Source organism: Nannocystis exedens (assembly GCF_002343915.1).
Lineage (GTDB): Bacteria > Myxococcota_A > Polyangia > Nannocystales > Nannocystaceae > Nannocystis > Nannocystis exedens.
This window is the reverse complement of sequence record NZ_NETK01000002.1, coordinates 399720-414532: the sequence shown is the minus strand read 5'-3', so window position 1 is coordinate 414532 and position 14813 is coordinate 399720. Positions and strand designations below refer to the sequence as shown.

11 protein-coding genes and 1 tRNA gene are annotated in these 14813 nt (G+C 72.2%); 3 read left to right on the top strand and 9 right to left on the bottom strand.

What is annotated here, in order from left to right:
• Window positions 1-3: 3 nt before the first annotated feature.
• From NAEX_RS45615 to NAEX_RS45605, 3 genes are read right to left on the bottom strand one after another with little or no spacing between them, the layout of a single operon-like run.
• Window positions 4-1284, bottom strand: a complete 1281-nt coding sequence (locus NAEX_RS45615) for an MCP four helix bundle domain-containing protein (protein WP_096334207.1) — start codon at window positions 1282-1284, stop codon at window positions 4-6.
• Window positions 1285-1301: 17 nt separating this feature from the next.
• Window positions 1302-1958 carry a potassium channel family protein gene (locus NAEX_RS45610; protein WP_096334206.1) on the bottom strand — a complete coding sequence of 219 codons (657 nt, stop codon included), beginning with the start codon at window positions 1956-1958 and terminating at the stop codon, window positions 1302-1304.
• Window positions 1959-1999: 41 nt separating this feature from the next.
• Window positions 2000-4069, bottom strand: a complete 2070-nt coding sequence (locus tag NAEX_RS45605; protein ID WP_211302632.1) for a TrkH family potassium uptake protein — start codon at window positions 4067-4069, stop codon at window positions 2000-2002.
• A 104-nt stretch (window positions 4070-4173) separates the two neighbouring features.
• Between NAEX_RS45605 and NAEX_RS45600 the strand changes: the two genes are divergently transcribed.
• The 3 genes from NAEX_RS45600 to NAEX_RS45590 all read left to right on the top strand — a co-directional run bounded on the left by NAEX_RS45600 (window position 4174) and on the right by NAEX_RS45590 (window position 7419).
• Complete coding sequence (locus NAEX_RS45600) at window positions 4174-5184, top strand: metallophosphoesterase (protein ID WP_245914016.1); 1011 nt, start codon at window positions 4174-4176, stop codon at window positions 5182-5184.
• A 432-nt stretch (window positions 5185-5616) separates the two neighbouring features.
• Window positions 5617-6177 carry an N-acetylmuramoyl-L-alanine amidase gene (locus tag NAEX_RS45595; protein WP_096334204.1) on the top strand — a complete coding sequence of 187 codons (561 nt, stop codon included), beginning with the start codon at window positions 5617-5619 and terminating at the stop codon, window positions 6175-6177.
• 285 nt (window positions 6178-6462) lie between these two features.
• Window positions 6463-7419, top strand: coding sequence for a hypothetical protein (locus tag NAEX_RS45590; RefSeq protein ID WP_143140179.1), 957 nt, complete (start codon window positions 6463-6465; stop codon window positions 7417-7419).
• Between the two features lie 53 nt (window positions 7420-7472).
• On the opposite strand, the gene NAEX_RS45585 is transcribed toward NAEX_RS45590, so the two are convergent.
• The 6 genes from NAEX_RS45585 to NAEX_RS45560 all read right to left on the bottom strand — a co-directional run bounded on the left by NAEX_RS45585 (window position 7473) and on the right by NAEX_RS45560 (window position 14748).
• Window positions 7473-7544: transfer RNA gene (locus NAEX_RS45585), tRNA-Cys, on the bottom strand.
• A gap of 157 nt (window positions 7545-7701) precedes the next feature.
• Window positions 7702-8499, bottom strand: coding sequence for a coiled-coil domain-containing protein (locus NAEX_RS45580; protein ID WP_096334202.1), 798 nt, complete (start codon window positions 8497-8499; stop codon window positions 7702-7704).
• Between the two features lie 328 nt (window positions 8500-8827).
• A complete protein-coding gene (locus tag NAEX_RS51800; RefSeq protein ID WP_170136589.1) occupies window positions 8828-10516 on the bottom strand; it encodes a GYF domain-containing protein in 1689 nt (562 codons plus the stop codon).
• 409 nt (window positions 10517-10925) lie between these two features.
• Window positions 10926-12209, bottom strand: coding sequence for an adenylosuccinate synthase (locus NAEX_RS45570; protein ID WP_096334201.1), 1284 nt, complete (start codon window positions 12207-12209; stop codon window positions 10926-10928).
• Window positions 12206-13456 carry an ATP phosphoribosyltransferase regulatory subunit gene (locus tag NAEX_RS45565; RefSeq protein ID WP_170136588.1) on the bottom strand — a complete coding sequence of 417 codons (1251 nt, stop codon included), beginning with the start codon at window positions 13454-13456 and terminating at the stop codon, window positions 12206-12208. Before NAEX_RS45565 ends, NAEX_RS45570 begins: the two co-directional genes overlap by 4 nt.
• Complete coding sequence (locus tag NAEX_RS45560) at window positions 13453-14748, bottom strand: DUF1015 domain-containing protein (RefSeq protein WP_096334199.1); 1296 nt, start codon at window positions 14746-14748, stop codon at window positions 13453-13455. The genes NAEX_RS45565 and NAEX_RS45560 overlap by 4 nt, the downstream gene beginning before the upstream one ends.
• Window positions 14749-14813 lie beyond the last annotated feature (65 nt).

Below are 14813 nucleotides of genomic sequence, written 5' to 3'. Positions count from 1 at the left end.
GGCTCAGGTCGACCGCAACGTCGGATCGTCGGCGGCCGGCGCCGGCTCTGATCCGCCCGCGGCCTCGGCGGCGGCGGCATCCGCGAGCTCGTGCTCGCCGGCCTCGCTCGCGGGCGCCTCGCCGGTCTCGCCGTCCGCCTCGCTCGCGGCCGCCTCGTCGCTCGCCTCGCCGCGCGGAGCGGGATCGCCCGGGCCGGGCGGCGCCAGCACGCCGACCCGCGGATCGACGAAGGACGCGAGCCAGCCGGCGATCTGATTGTCGCCGGACGCCAGCGCGCGCATCTGCACCACGCGTACGCCGTCGCTCGCCTTGATGTCGGCCGACAGCTCCTCGGCGCGGACGAAGCGGCGCGTCATCAGCACCTTCGCCGCCATGCGCACGCGCGGCGTCAGGCGATCGAGCTCGGCCTCGTCGTCCTCGCTCAGCGTCGACGCCACCAGCTCGCCGTCGATGCCGATCAGGGCCGCGGGCATCGGCCACTGCTTCATCAGCCCGACCAGCACCCGGCGCTGCTCGAGCAGGCGCCCCTGCATCTGCGACTCGAGCTCCTGCTGGCGGTCGAGCGCCGCGTTGAGCTGGCGGGCGACCTGCCCGAGCTCGTCCTGATAGAAGTCGCGCACCCGGCGGCGGCGGTCGCCGCTGGCGATCGCCTCGGTCACGCTGCCGACCTCCGACAGGCGCCCGAGCACGTCGCGTTGCAGGCTGCGCGACAGCGGCCCGAGCGACAGCAGCGCCACCGTCACCAGCACGCCGAGCAGCACCGCCGCCTCGATCGCCGACTGCGACGCCTCGATGTTGGCGTCGCCGAGCGCCGTCTTCTTCGCCTCGAGGTACTGATTGACGTCGCGCTTCAGCTCCTCGAACACGCGGAACACCGACTCGTGGTAGGCCGCGTACGCGTCCTCCGGGATGCTGCGCAGCAGCTCGTCGCGGGCCTTGCGGTAGACCTCGTAGTTCTCCTGCAGGTTCTTCAGCATGGCGATGTCGTCGTCCGTCATCGCCGCGCTGCGGGCCTGGACCAGCGCCTTCTCGAAGTCCTCCTCGGCCGCCGTCATCTCGGTCGGCTCGCTGCGCTGCATCAGCCCGACCAGCGTCGCGCTGTCCTGGCGCTCGATCTGGTCGAGCATCGCCACCGCCGCGCTCAGGCTGACCAGGTTGTTCTGCACGACCACCTGGACGTTGCGGGCGACCCGCTGCGAGTTGAACGCGGCCGTGCCGACGCTGAGCAGCAGCAGCGCGATCAGGTAGCCGTAGCCGAGCAGGAGGCGGGTGCGGAGGGTCATGGCGGCGGCTCCAAGATCTACGCGAGGCTGGCCACGCGGCGGACCGACGCCGGTTGGCCGACGATGAGCAGGCGATCGCCGCGCGCGAGCCGCTCGTCGCCGGCGACTTGCGGAAGCACCTGCCCGCCGCGCCGGATGGCGATCACCGACACCCCGTAGCGGCGCTTCATGTCGATCTCGTTCATCGACTTGCCGATGAATTGCTCGGGCGTGGCGACCTCGACCAGGTTGGTGTTCTCGTCGAGCGCGATCTGCTCGAGGATCGTCGGGTGGGCCAGGTTACGGGCCAGACGCTGGCCCATCTGCAGCTCGGGGTTGATGACCTCGTGCGCGCCGACGGCCAGCAGCACGCGCGCGTGCAGCTCGTTGGCCGCGCGGCTGATGATGCGCGGGATCCCGCGCTGGCGCAGCAGCGACGTCGTGAGGATCGACGTCTCGCGGGCGCGCGCCCCCATCGCCACCACCACGCACGACATGCGCTCGAGCCCGAGCTCGTTGAGCGCGCGCTCGTCGGTCGCGTCGGCGCAGGCGACCGCGTCGACCTCCGACTCGACCAGCTGAGCCCGCTCCTCGAGCTGGTCGATCGCCAGCACCGCCGCGCCCTCGCGCACCAGGCTCAGCGCGACCGCCCGTCCGAACTGCCCGAGGCCGATGACTGCGAATTCTCCGCTCATGAGGACATGTCCTTGAGTTCAGGTTACGAGAGGCCCGGCGCTCAGCCGACCATGATCTTGGCCTCGGGGAACTGGACGTGCGCGCCGCGCGGCGTGCCGAGCGCGAGGGCGAGCGAGATCGGTCCGACGCGGCCGATGAACATCGTGACGATGATGAGCCACTTGCCGAGCGCGTTCAATTCGGCGGTGGCCCCGATCGACAGCCCGACGGTCGCCAGGGCGCTGACCGCCTCGAACAGGGCCCGCTCGAACGGCATGTCGTGGCTGGCGAGCAGCGCGAAGGTGACGACCATCGCCACCATCGTCGCCAGAGTCATGATGGTCCCGGCGCGGTAGACGATGTCGTGCGGGATCGTGCGCCGGAACAACTGGGCCCGCGCCTGGTTGCGGATCAGCGCCGGGATCGCCGCCAGCACCACCGCCAGGGTGGTCGTCTTGATCCCGCCGCCGGTGCTGCCCGGCGAGGCGCCGATGAACATCCACACGACCATCATCAGGATCGTCGAGCGCTCGAGCGCCGAGAAGTCGACGCTGTTGAACCCCGCCGTCCGCAGCGTCACGCTCTGGAACACCGAGTTGATGATCTTGTCGGCGAGCGACAGCCCGTGCAGCGACGCGTCCCACTCGGCGACCGCGAACAGGATCGCGCCGACGACCACCAGGCTCAGCGACATCCACAGCACCACCCGCGCCTGCAGCGGCAGCCGTCGCTCGGATCCGCGCGCCCTCATCCACAGCGCCAGCAGCACCGGAAAGCCGAGCCCGCCGAGCGTGATCAGCGAGCCGTGGACCGCCTGGATCGGGCCGTCGGACTGGAACTGGATCAGGTTGTCGCTCCACAGCGCGAAGCCGGCGTTGCAGAACGCCGACACCGCGTGGAACGTCCCGCGCCACATCGCCGACGCCAGGTCGAAGCCGTAGCCGTAGTGGAACAGCAGCGCCAGCGCGATCGCGCCGACGGCCTCGACGAACAGCGTCGACACGACGATGAAGCGCGTCAGCGTGTAGGCCGAGCCCGGGCTGGCCAGGTCGAGCACCTCCTCGAGCGCCTGCTCGCCGCGCAGCGCCAGGCGTCCGCCGAGCAGCACCGCCGCGAACGTCGACAGCACCATGATCCCGAGGCCGCCGAGCTGGATCAGCAGCAGGATCACCACCTGGCCGAAGTGGGAGAACGCGACCGGCGTGTCGAGCACGATCAGGCCCGTCACACAGGTCGCGCTCATCGCCGTGAACAACGCGTCGATGAACGCGATCGAGCGCTCGGTCGCCGAGGCCGCCGGGAAGGTCAGCACCAGCGCGCCCGAGAACGCGATCAGCCCGAACGTCGACAGGATGAGCAGCGCCGGCCGGGCGTAGAAGCTCTGCAGCAGGTCGGCGAACACCGGCCCGCGGGCGACGATCACCAGCAGCACCGCCGCCTGCAGCGCCCACAGCAGCCCGATCGCCGCGCCCGGGCTGGTGACGACCGCGGCGACGAAGACCAGCAGCAACCCCGCGAGCACGGCGATGTAGCGCCGCCGCTGCCGCAGCAGCTCGAGCACGTACGGCGAGACCAGCGCGAGGGTCGTGAGCCCGAACGCCAGGCCGATCAGATCGGGGATGAACTCGTGCTCGACCTCGAAGCCGAACAGCGCCAGCCCGGCCAGCAGCGACACCAGCAGCAGGTGCTGCGCCGCGGCCCCGTAGCGCTGCAGCCAGGCGAAGGAGGCCCCCCGATCGCCGACCCGCCGCGCCCGCGCCCCGGTGCTGGTGATCGAGAACAGGCTGTCGCCGATCAGCGCCAGGTTCCAGACGATGAGGAAGCCGCCGATCTGGACGTCCGACGCCAGCACCGGCACGAACATCCCGACGTTGACCGAGAGCAGCAGCGGCACGAGCACGAACGCCCAGCGGCGGCCGCCGAGCAGGCCCGCGATCACCACGATCGTGGTGATCCCGACGGCGATGGCGTACAGGTTGCCGACGCTGGGCAGCTGATCGACGGGCCCGAGGAAGCTGGCGGGGTGCAGGTCGGCCACGATCCGCACGCCCAGCACGCTGAGCAGACTCGCGCCTGCGACGCGGGCCGCCTGCAAGCGGCGAGACGGGCGGGGGACTGGAGCAGCGCTCATGGCGGCGGCCGACGAGGCTCGGCCTGCCTTTATCACCGACCTCCCCCGCGGTCCAGGCGCCCCCGGCTGGAATGTCGTCCCGCGATCTTTATACTCCTTTACACGTGCCCGCTTCGCCCAAGCCCGCCGGCGCCGGACTGGCCGCCGCCCTCGCGCGATCGCGGATGCTGAACCCGCTGGCATGGTTCGACACCAGCGCCCAGATCGAGGTGCGGAGGTTCGCCGGCCCGGCCTCGTTCGTGGCCCAGCTCGCCGCCCCGCTGCGCGTCGCCCATGTCACCGACATCCACGTCGGCCGGATCACGCCGATGAAGGTCCAGCGCGCCGCGGTCGACCTCGTCAACGCCGAGCGCCCCGACCTCGTGTGCATCACCGGCGACTTCGTGTGCCACAGCCAGGCCTTCCTCGATCAACTCGAGGAGCTCATCCGCCGCTACGAGGCCCCGGTGATGGCGGTGCTCGGCAACCACGATCACTGGTCCGGCGGTCCCGAGGTCCGCGCGACCCTGCGACGCGCCGGCGCCGAGGTCCTCGACAACGTCCACACCACCATCACCCTGCGCGGCCAGGCGCTCCAGGTCGTCGGCCTCGACGACGCCTACACCGGGCACGCCGACGTCGAGCGCGCGACGCGGGGCCTGCGCCACGACCTCCCGACCCTCGGCCTGTCGCACATCGCCGAGGAGGCCGATCACCTGTGGACCGCCGGCGTGCAGCTCGTGCTGTCCGGACACACGCACGCCGGGCAGGTCACCCTCGCGCGCCTCAACGAGCTCGCGCTCGGCCGCCTCATCGGCCACAAGTACGTCCACGGCCTGTACGGCTCGCGCGTCGATCTGCGCCCCCGCGGGGCCGTGTACGTCGGCGCGGGCATCGGCGCGGCCGTGATCCCGCTCCGCGTCGGCGAACGAGCCCGCCGCGAGGTCACGATCTTCGAGCTCGGCGCGGCACCCGGGAGCTTCGAAGAGCACCACGTCGACCAGCCCCCCCTGCCCGGCCGTCCCCTCACCGAGAAGCAGCGGAACAAGCGGATCCAGCAGGTCGAGGCCAAGCGCGAGCGACGCGAGCGAAAGGCCGCCCGCAGCCGCCCGCGGAGCGACGACGATGATCGTTGAGCGCGCGAGCGACAAACCGTCGACGTCCGCGAGCGAAGCGACGACGATCGCATCGCACGCGAGCGAGACGCCGCGCGCGCGCGAGGCAAGCACGACGATCATGTCGCGCGCGAGCGACAGGCGCACCGACCCCCGCGTTCACCCCCCACGCCGACGAGCATCCGCCTCGAGCGCCCTCCCGAGCCTCCGCTCGCTCGCCCTCGCTTTGTTCGCGGCCGCCTGTTCCGCGCCGGAGCCGGCGCCCGCTCCACCGCCGGCCAGCGCTTCGGGACATGCCCCTTCGACCATGCCCGATGAGCTCGGTCCGGACAAACATGTCCCGAAGGACAGTCCGCCGGCCGCGCCGCCCGCCCCACCCGACAAGTCGGCCCCCCGCCGGCCGAGCCGCCGCTGGCGATCGTCGACCGGCCGATCACCTACGACGAGGCGCGGATGGCCCGCACGATTGCCTACCGCCGCGCGCACCAGGATCCTGCCGCCAGCGGCGTCGAGATCGAGCCGCGCATGATCATCCTCCACCACACCGGCGGCGGCTCGGCCGACGCGACCTGGCGCTACTTCGACCGTCCCACCATCGAGAGCGCGCGCAAGACGATCGCCGACGCCGGCGACCTCAACGTCTCGTCGCAGTTCCTGGTCGACCGCGACGGCACGATCTTCCGCCTCATGCCGGAGACATCGATGGCCCGCCACTGCGTCGGCCTCAACCACGTCGCCATCGGCGTCGAGAACGTCGGCGACCTCGACCAGCACCCGCTCACCGACGCCCAGGTCGAGGCCGACGCGGCCCTGGTCCGCCACCTCAAGGCCCGATTCCCCGCGATCACCCACCTGATCGGCCACCACGAGTACCTGGCGATGGAGGGCCATCCCTACTTCCTCGAGCGCGATCCCAAGTACCGCACCCGCAAGGCCGACCCGGGCCCCGCCTTCATGACCAAGGTCCGCGCGCGCGTGGCCGACCTCGGGCTGGAGGGCCCACTTGTCCGTTGAGCCATGCGACCCGCGTGACGTCGCGGCCGGCAGCCGGCGCCCCCCCACGACGAGGGGCGGACGGCTGCCGATCGCACACGCCGTGCGGCGCGCCGACTGCGACACCGCGGGCGGCTCCGCGAGGTCGGGGACCTCGAAGGTCGCGGCGAAATCGAACGACCGTGCGACCTCCCGCGGTGCGCCCGCGTCCGCGACGGCTCGCCCCGGCGCGCTCTCCTCTGTCCCTCGAGACAGGCACATCACCACGCCCCCGCGCGTTCGCGTCCGAACCGACCGACCCGACCCATGATTATGCGCCTCGCCGTCCCGCTCGCCCTCGCTCTCGCATGCACCCCGACCTCGGGGCCGACGCGGCCCGCCCCGAGCGTCCCGGACGCGCGCGCCCTGCCGGCCGGGCTGTCGGGCGTGGTCGAGCCGTGGCACCCGTTCGACCCGCAACTCGCCGAGAGCGCGCCGGTGTGGCTCGTGACGCGCTACGAGCCGGGCACCTACCCGTGTCGATCCGGCCCGGACGGCTCGCTGGAGATGCTGATCCAGGACCGCTTCACCGCGCTGCAGGTCGTCCGCGGGGCCGTCCAGGCCCCCGGCGTCGACCTCAACCTGAACGCGCTGCGCGGGTCGGCCTACCCGCGCGGCTACGCCGAGGGGCGGCGGTATCTCCTGTTCCTTCGACCCGGTCCCAAAGGACAGGCGCTGCTCGCCGATCCCCACGCGCTCGGCGGCATGCACGATCGCTGGGGGCCCGACGAGGTGCTCGCGGTGATCGACCTCGATCAGTCCGACGCCGAGGCCGCGGCCGAGCAGGTCCAGGCGTCGCGCACCGGCGAGTTCGCCGGCGGGCGCTGGGATCCGGCCCACTGGGAGGCGCTGCGGGCGGCGGCGACGCCCGAGCCGGCGCGCCAGCGCGAACTGGCCGCGTTCCTGCAGACCACCATCGCCCGCCCTCGGGCCCCGCTGGCCGAGGTGCGCGCGTGGCTCGGCCCGCCCGACGCGCAGCACCTCGCCGCCGACGGCAGCCGCAGCGACGACTACTTCCTGGCCCGCCCGGCTTACGCGCAGCCGCTCCCGGACGGCCTCTACGGCCATCTGGAGCTGCACTACGACGCCAGCCTGCAGCTCCGCGCCGTCGAGCTCGGCTACCTGCGCTGGCGCGTCTCGCCGCGGCTGCAGTTGTCGACGATGCTGACCGCCGAGGAGCACGCGAAGCTCGGCCTGCCGCGGCTCGAGATCGAGTTCCGCTGACAGCGACCAAAGCGAAGAGCCCCTGCGGGGTCGCAGGGGCTCTTGTCCTCGGGAGGCCTGGGCCGGAATCGAACCGGCGAATAGAGCTTTTGCAGAGCTCTGCCTTACCACTTGGCTACCAGGCCGAAGGGGCGACTTCTTTATCACGGGAAAAAACGCCAAGCAAGCCCACCTCGGCGCAATTTTCCCGGCCCTCGCCCCGCGGGCGACGCGGCCGAATCGCCTCGGCCGCGGCGCCTTTGCCCTGCGGGGGCGAGGAGCTCGCCCGCCGCAGGGAGGCGATCACAGGCCGTCCAGGGGATCGTCGACGTTCTTGCTGACCGAGATCCCGCCCTTCGGCTTCTCGGACTTCGGCTCGCCGTCGCCGCTCGCCTTGCTGCCGCCGCCGGACTTGCCCTTGTTCTTCTTCTGCTTGTCCTCGTTGGCCGCCAGCTGGGCGTCGAGGGCGGCCTTTTCGGCCAGCAGCTTCTGCCGCTCCGTCTCGTCCTTGACGTTCTTGAGCTGGTTCTCGATGTCGTCCTTCTGCGCCTTGATCTTGTTCTGCTCCTCCTGAAGGCCCTTCAGCTCCTTCATGAGGGCCGCCATCTCGGCCGCGCGCTCGTCGTCTTTCTTCTTCTGCTCGATCTGCGCCAGCCGCTCGGCCTCGTCGCGCTTCTGGATGTAGTCGTAGATCATGTAGCCGCCGACGCCGACGCCGATCACCAGCACGGCGAGGATGCCGTACAGCCACATCGGGCGGGCCTTCTTCTCGGCCAGCTTGACCTGCGCATCGAGGCGCATCTGCTCTTCCTTGAGGCGGGCCTCCTGCTCGGCGCGGGCGCGCAGATCGGCCTCTTGCAGCCGCAGGCGCTCCTCTCGCTCCCGGGCCTCGCGTTCGGCCGTCTCCTTGGCGATCCGCTCGGCCTCCTCGCGGGCCTTGCGTTCGGCGAGCTCGCGGGCCTTGCGTTCGGCCTCTTCACGGGCGCGGCGCTCGGCCTCTTCACGGGCGCGCCGTTCGCTCTCGACCTCGGCCACGCGGGCGGCCTCGAGGTTCTTGAGCTCACTCAGGGCGATGAGGGCGGAGTTCTCGGTGTTCGACATGGCGAGCAGTGCTCCTGGAGATCGGGGCCCGAGGGAGGGCCGGGAAGTATGTTTCGGTCCAGCGTCGGCGGTCCAACGCGAACGACCGAGGTAAGGTCTCGGCCAGCGCCGCGGCGCAGAACTTCAGGGTGCCGCAAATCCACGGCGCTGCCTAGCCCCTCGTGCCTGAGCGCTCCCGGCGACGCTGTGCGGCCGGCCACGGGCCCGGGCTGCGGCCGGCCACGCGGCGTGGCGACGAACCCGCGCGCGGGCGACGACCGGCGAAAACGCGACGGGGCCGCCCCGAAGGACGACCCCGCCGGCCTGCGCATCGGCGTGCTCGCCGAGCTCAGAAGCTCACCGACACCTGCGTGCCGATCTGCTCCTTCTGGACCTTCTTGAAGGTCGCCTTCTTGAGCTCCGCGGCCACGCAGTTGGCGAGGCCGTCGTTGCCCGCGGCGTCGACCACCGTCGAGCTCAGCACCGTGCCCGACGGGCCGCTGATCGACAGCTTGATCGAGACCTTCTCACCGCCCTTGGCATTCTTGGCGCAGTTGGTCTTGGCGTTGGCCTTGACCGGGTTGACGCCGGCCTGGATGTCGGAGAGCTCGAGCTTCTCCGGCAGGCTGGAGTCGGCCGGCGGCTTGCTCGAGCCGCTGTCGCCGCCGCCGCCGCCCTTCTTGCCGCACTTGGACGGGTCGAGGATGCAGTCGACGCTGTAGTCGTCCTTCTTCTCTTCCTTCTTCTCTTCCTTCTTCGGCTCGACCTTGGGGTCGAGGGCGGTCGACTTGCTGTCGGTCTTCTCGCCCTTCTTGTCGGTCGTCTTCTTCGTCGTCGTCTTGGCGACCGTGCCCTTCTTGTCGTCGGTGCCCCCGGGCGGAGTTTCGGCGGCGCCGGTCTCGTCCGCTTCCTCCTCCTCCTCCTTCTTCTTCTTCTTGGGCTTGTCGCCGTCGTCCTCGTCTTCGGCCTTGTCCTTCACCTCAACCGGCTTGATGACTTCGACGATCTTGGTCTCGGGCGTCGGCGGTGGCCGGGTGAGGATGTACCAAGCCATGCCGCCCATGCCGAGCAGCAGGATGGCCATCAGCGCGTAGAGCGGCGCGTTCGACGAGCGCTGCGGCTCGGGAGCCGGCGCGTGCTCGACGACCGGCTGGGCCGGCGTCACGAGCAGCGGCGCGGCCGACAGGCCGCCGAAGCCGGTGCCGCCGAAGCTCGGCAGCATCGAGTCGTCACGACCCTCGTCGCCGCCGCCGCCGCCGCCGCCACCGCCGCCGCCGCCGCCCATCATCCCGCTCATGGCGCGGATGTCGATGAGGCCCGAACCTTCGCTGTTGCTGGTCGGCGAGGCGGCAGGAGCACCGCCGCCGCCGAGCGAGAACGACGGGCCGCTCGGCGCCGCCGCGCCGCCGCCCTGCTTGCTGCCCATCGCGATCGACGACAGGCTGTCGAGCGAGAACAGCACGGAGTTCTCGTTGCGCGCGCCGGTCAACGAGGACACGCGCGGGTTTTCACCGCCACCTGCCGGCGACGCCGAAGCTTTCGGGCCGCTGGCCGAAGCCGCGGGCGCGGCCGCGACGGGCTGGCGCGCGGGCTCGGGCTGCCGGTCGTAGCTCGAGCTGGGCGTCGCCGCGGGCGCGGGGGCGCTGTAGTCGTCGTCGCTGCCGCCCGCGAACGGATCGGGCGCCGCGGCCCGGCTCGGCGCTGCTGCGGCCAGGTCGGAGAACGCGCTCACGTCACCGAGCGGCAGCCAGTCCTCGAAGCCCTCCTGCCAGACCGAGGTGTCCTTGTCGATCTCTCCGGCGGCGAAGCGCTCGCGGACCTCGGCCTCGCTGATCGGCCCCACGGTCTCGCCACCGATCGCAAGGTGCCAGCCCGGCTCGTCGGCTGGCGCGTCACCACCGTCCTCTGCGCCGCCCGCCTTGTCGCGGACGATGATGACGTTGCTGCACTTCTTGCAGCGGATCTTGAAGGTCTTGCCGCGGACCTTGTCGTCCGCAATCGAGTATTTGGCTCCGCACTTATCGCATTCGATCTTCATGAGCGTGATTCCTGGGATTCGCTCGCCAGAGCGCGACGGCGTCCTGCAGAACTGACTACGTCCGCGGGGCCGCCAGTATAGGAAATGCGGCTGGTAGGTACAACCAGACGGAGAAAACAGCCGACGGCCGCAGCCTTCGTCGCCTGGCGCCGCCCTTCGCCGACCCCTGCCCCACGCGAGTTCGGGCTCACCCCACCGGACATCTGCCCAGCGGCCTGGGGAAGCCACGCAGCGCGGGTTTGACCTCGGAGCGCGAAAAATGCGCAGCGCCGCACCAGACGGCTCATGGAGCGAGTTCGGGGCTGCTGCGGTGCCGGCGCGACCATCGAGCCGTCACGAGGCGGTGCCTTCGGCCCGACGACGGGCCAGAGCGCTGCAGGGTCGTGACGGGGGCTCACGGGCGATCGGCTCAAAACGGGTCCCGCAGCAGGATGGTCTGCTCTCGATCGGGCCCGAGCGACACCAGAGTGATGGGGACGCCGACCTCGTCTGCGATCAGGTCGAGGTAGGCGCGCACGGCGGCGGGGAGATCTTCGAGGCGCCTGGCGGCGGAGATTCGTCCGCGCAGCGAGGGATCGCCCCAGCCCGCCACCGGGCTGAGCACGGGCACGACCTCGTCGAGCTCGACGTCGCCGGGCGAAGCTCCGTCGGCGTAGGCGCGGCAGACCTGGACCTCGGGCATCGCCGCCAGCACGTCGACCTTGGTGATACACAGGCCGGTGAGGCCGTTGAGGCGGGCCGCGTAGCGCAGCGCCGGCAGATCGAGCCAGCCGCAGTCGCGCGGGCGACCGGTGGTCGCGCCGAACTCGTCGCCGGCGCGGCGGAGCTCGTCGCCGAGCGGGCCCTCGAGCTTGGTCGGGAACGGGCCGGCGCCGACGCGCGTGGCGTAGGCCTTGCTGATGCCCCAGGCCCCGTCGATCGCGGTCGGGCCGACGCCGATGCCCGAGCACACGCCGCCGGCCAGCGTCGTCGACGACGTCACGAACGGGTACGTGCCGTGGTCGAGGTCGAGGAGGGCCCCCTGCGCGCCCTCGAAGAGCACGCGCTTGCCGGCGCGGATGGCCGCGTCGACCAGCTCGCCGGCGTCGCACACCTTGTCGCCGAGCCAAGCCGCCCACGCCTCCGCGCGGGCCAGCTCGGCCGCGACGTCGACCCGTTCGCTGGATCCGAGGCGCGCGATCTCGGCGTCGACGACCTCCTTCGCCAGCTCGAGGCGCGCCCGCAGTCGCTCGGGACGGAACAGGTCGCGCACGCGAACGCCGCGGCGACCGGCCTTGGCCTCGTAAGCCGGGCCGATCCCGCGGCGCGTGGTCCCGATCTTCGCCGCCTGGGCCCGGTCCTCGCGCAGGCCGTCGAGCAGCCGGTGATGCGGGAAGATCACGTGGGCGTCGCGCGAGACCCGGAGCTCGCCGCCTTGCAGCATGCCGGCCGATTGCAGCTCCTCGACCTCGGCGCGGAACACGTCGACGTCGATCACCATCCCCGCCCCGAGCACGCACGGCGTCCCCGGGTACGCGCAGCCCGACGGCACCAGGTGCGTCACGAGCTTGCGCCCGCCGATCACCAGCGTGTGCCCGGCATTGTTGCCTCCGGCGTAGCGCGCCACCAGTTGCGCCTGGCTGGCGAGGTAGTCCACCACCTTGCCCTTGCCCTCGTCGCCCCACTGTGCGCCGACCACGATCAGCGTCGTCATGCTCCGCTCTCCTCCGCCCGGCGCCACGCGCCCGGCTGTCCTTGCGACCAGATCTCGGCCCGCTCGTCGGCGCCGAAGTACACCAGCTCGTCGGCCTCGGCGGCCGCGGCCTGAGCTGCCTCGAGGGACAGCCCGGCCTGGACCCACGCGCGCCGACCGGCGGCCCGCTCGGCCTCGGCGCGCGCGGCCGCGACGGCGCGCGCCTGCGGCTCACGACTGTGGATCGCCACCATCACGCCGCCCGCCCGCGCCGCCGGGGCCGCCGCGTCGGCGTCGAGCGAGGCCTCGAGCGCGTCGAGCTCGACCGCGAAGCCGGCCCCGCCCGCGTAGCGCCCGCCGACCACCAGCGGCCTGGCCGAGCCCGGCGCCCACGCGCGCAGGCGCAGCCCGGTGTAGTAGTCGAACCCGCGCACCTCGCCGAGGTCGACGGCCAGGCGCGCGTGCAGCTCCGGGGCCCGCGCCTCGACCACCGCGAGCGCCGCCTCGAGGCGGCCGAGCCGCTCGGCCAGCCACGGCCAGCGCGCGCGGATGTCTGCCGGGACATGTTCCAAAATACCTGGCGTTCCGAACAGCTCGCACAGCAGCCCGAGCCAGCGCCGCGGCTCCTCGCCGAGCGCGAGGCCGGCGGCGAAGCGCGCCACCCCGCCGGCGTCCTTGCGGGCGAGCAGCCCGTGCAGCGCCTCGACGTCGCAGCTCGGCAGGCGCTCGAACAAACCGCGGGCGATGCCGACGTCGGCGACCTCGATCGTCGCGCCCCGCACCCCCGCGGCCCGCAGCGCCGCGGCGGCCAGCAGGATCAGCTCGGCGTCGGCCTCGGGCGCGTCGTCGCCGAGCAGCTCGACCCCGACCTGGTGGCGCTCGCTCTGCTCACGTGTCCCTTCGGACAGGCGCACGACGTCGGCCGCGTAGCACAGGCGCACCGCCTCCCCCGCCGCCAGCCGCTCGCGCAGCTGCTGCCCGGCGAGGCGGGCGATCTGCGGCGTGATGTCGGAGCGCAGCGTCACCAGCTCGCCCGAGCCCGCCTCGATGAAGCGGACGCAGCGCTGGCGCTCGCGCTCGGCCAGCCAGCGGCCGAACACCGCGAAGTACTCGATCGCCGGCGTCACCACCGGGTCGTAGCCCCAGCGGTCGAACACGGCCAGCAGCGCCTCGGTCACGGCGCGGCGGCGGCGCGCCGCGGCGGGCAGCAGATCACGGGCGCCGCGCGGGAGCACCGCGTCGACGCCCTCGGGGAAGCGCGCGCTCAAAGGCCTGCCTTGAGGTCGTGGAACACCAGGCCGGTCGGGATCTTCGGGTAGAAGAAGGTGCTCTTCTGCGGCATCACCTCGCCGCTGTCGCACACCGCCCGCACGTCGCTGACCGGCGTGGGGTTCATGAAGCATACCAGCTGCACGTCGCTACCGCCGGCGCGGGCCACGGCCAGCGCCTCGTCGGTCGACTTGTAGTAGCGGATGTTGGTGTTCAGCGCCTGCGCCTCGCGCGTCACGCCGAAGCCGCGGTCGAGGATGAGCTCGTGCAGCAGCGCGACGTCGAGGCGCTGCAGCGCCGGCGCCAGGTGCTGCAGCCCGGCGACCGCGGGGTCGAAGTCGGGCCGCAGCGCCAGCACGACCAGCTCGCCGCTGGCCGGCGCCGCCAGGCCGAACGCCGCGCCGCGGGCCCCCGCCTCGGCCAGCCGCGCGCGCACGGCGGCCCCGCTCGCGGGGAGCGGCTCGCGGGAGATGGTGAAGAACGGCTCGACCTGCGCCAGCGCGGCCGCGAGGTCGAGGCCGGGCACGCTGTGGATCAGGCGGTGCGTCGGCAGCACCACGAGGCCGGGGTCGTCGAGGTTCGACAGGAAGATGAGGCCCCAGCGCGCCACCTCGCCCTTGCCGGCGGCCGCGAGCTCGTCGCGGAACGTGCACATCGTCTCGTAACGGTGGTGGCCGTCGGCGATGTAGATCTTCTTGTCCTCGAGGACGGAGCTGAGCGCGGCGGTGGCCGCCGGATCGTCGACGCGGTAGAGCACGTGGTGCGTGCCGTCGAAGTCGCCCTCGAGCACCGGCGACCCGAGCGCCCTCGTGGTCGCCGCCTCCCACGCGCGGCCGGGGTCGGAGAACATGCCGAACACCAGCTCGAGGTGAGCCTCGCACGCGCGCATCAACTTGAGGCGGTCGGCCTTCGGGCCCGAGAGCGTGCGCTCGTGCGCGAGCACCGGACCGGCGCCGAAGCGGGTCAGCTCGATCAGGCCGATGAAGCCCTTGCGGGTGTACTGCTGGCCCTCGGAGGTGAACGTCTGGTGGTAGACGTAGAAGCTCGGGCTGGCGTCGCGCACCAGCGCCTCGCGCTCGAGCGCGGCGAAGCGCCGCGCGCCCTCCTCGTACTTCGCGTCACCTTCCCCTTCGGGCAGGATCACGTGGATGCAGTTGTGCGGGGAGCGAGCGCCGATGCGTTCGCGGCCGGCCCCGTCGACGACGTCGTACGGAGGCGCGAGCAGCAGACCGGCGTCGCCGAGGCGGGGGAGGTCGTAGCGGAAGCCGCGGAGCGGGCGGACGTGTGCCATCGCCCGCCGTATACCACGCTTCTCGCGCGCGGCGCGGGCGTCCCCTGCTCGCCGCGGCGGACCGC

Bases quoted from the DNA above. Each gene is read 5' to 3' on its own strand.
- NAEX_RS51800 (WP_170136589.1), bottom strand. From the start codon at position 10,516: ATGAAGATCGAATGCGATAAGTGCGGAGCCAAATACTCGATTGCGGAC.
- NAEX_RS45580 (WP_096334202.1), bottom strand. From the start codon at position 8,499: ATGTCGAACACCGAGAACTCCGCCCTCATCGCCCTGAGTGAGCTCAAG.
- NAEX_RS45615 (WP_096334207.1), bottom strand. From the start codon at position 1,284: ATGACCCTCCGCACCCGCCTCCTGCTCGGCTACGGCTACCTGATCGCG.
- NAEX_RS45595 (WP_096334204.1), top strand. From the start codon at position 5,617: ATGGCCCGCACGATTGCCTACCGCCGCGCGCACCAGGATCCTGCCGCC.
- NAEX_RS45610 (WP_096334206.1), bottom strand. From the start codon at position 1,958: ATGAGCGGAGAATTCGCAGTCATCGGCCTCGGGCAGTTCGGACGGGCG.
- NAEX_RS45570 (WP_096334201.1), bottom strand. From the start codon at position 12,209: ATGACGACGCTGATCGTGGTCGGCGCACAGTGGGGCGACGAGGGCAAG.
- NAEX_RS45590 (WP_143140179.1), top strand. From the start codon at position 6,463: ATGATTATGCGCCTCGCCGTCCCGCTCGCCCTCGCTCTCGCATGCACC.
- NAEX_RS45605 (WP_211302632.1), bottom strand. From the start codon at position 4,069: ATGAGCGCTGCTCCAGTCCCCCGCCCGTCTCGCCGCTTGCAGGCGGCC.
- NAEX_RS45560 (WP_096334199.1), bottom strand. From the start codon at position 14,748: ATGGCACACGTCCGCCCGCTCCGCGGCTTCCGCTACGACCTCCCCCGC.